The 280-nt window shown below is 66.4% G+C and carries 1 protein-coding gene; it reads left to right on the top strand.

From position 1 onward, the window contains the following. A partial coding sequence (locus EUU22_RS10315; protein WP_165351137.1) for a SulP family inorganic anion transporter occupies window positions 1–280 on the top strand: 280 nt, incomplete at both ends.

Consider the following 280-nt stretch of genomic DNA (forward strand, 5'->3'; position numbering starts at 1 on the left):
TACCGGCATGGACCTGCGCACCGTGGGCGACCTTGGCGAACTGCCGTCGGCACTGCCGGTCTTCGCCCTGCCGCAGGTTCCGCTGTCCTGGGACACGCTGAAGATCATCTTCCCCTATTCGGTGGGGCTCGCTGCCGTCGGGCTGCTGGAATCGCTGTTGACGGCGCAGATCGTCGACGACATGACGGACACCGCCAGTTCGAAGAGCCGGGAGTGCATCGGGCAGGGCGCCTCCAACATCGCCTCGGGTCTGATCGGGGGCATGGGCGGTTGTGCCATG

This window comes from Ciceribacter ferrooxidans (assembly GCF_004137355.1).
In the GTDB taxonomy this organism is placed as follows: domain Bacteria; phylum Pseudomonadota; class Alphaproteobacteria; order Rhizobiales; family Rhizobiaceae; genus Allorhizobium; species Allorhizobium ferrooxidans.